1 protein-coding gene is annotated in these 634 nt (G+C 42.0%); it reads right to left on the reverse strand.

Annotated elements, in window-relative coordinates; translation table 11 throughout:
* The coding region (locus R7Q48_RS28405) for a CBS domain-containing protein (RefSeq protein ID WP_318133670.1) at positions 1–282 on the reverse strand (282 nt) is incomplete at its 3' end.
* Positions 283–634 lie beyond the last annotated feature (352 nt).

The raw sequence follows: 634 nt of genomic DNA on the forward strand, positions 1-634 counted from the left end.
TAGACCTGCTCTTGGCTCTGCAGTCATGATGTTAGTGTGCATCATTTCGTAGAGAGGCGTATCGAGGGTAAAAGATTGCTCAGCGTCATCTGGGTGCAAACAGGATTCTTGAGCAGCAAGAATATCACGTTGAGTCACCAAGCCTTGTAAGTGATGATTGGCGTCAACAACCGGAATATGTCGAATATCCAACGCGTCCATCATGCTCTTTGCATCGCGCAAGGTATGCGTGCGTAGCAAGGTATGAGGGTTGCGAGTCATCATGTCTTCAACCTTGATCATAGAGACCTCCAGCGGCATTGTCCTTTCTTTAAATATAGAGAATATTTTGCCGTATATCTGGGAGCCAACTCGTTTTTCATCAATTAAATAGCACAATGTTCTTGCGCCTCTTTTTTACTGCGTAATCTGTGTGTTATCGATGTTTTTATTAGTTTGAATAAGTCGGTTTGCGTGCGAGTCAGTTGGCATTTTTGATTGATATTGAATGTGTACCCAAGGTAATCCAATGAATTGAATCGCACATTTTTATTCGTTGGATTTTCCAAGATTCGTCTCTCGAAGAAGATACGCTCAGGCTTACCAAATTGAAGACGATTATGTACAAAAAATTATTTGCACTGATGGCTGCTGC

Source organism: Vibrio sp. 378, assembly GCF_033339435.1.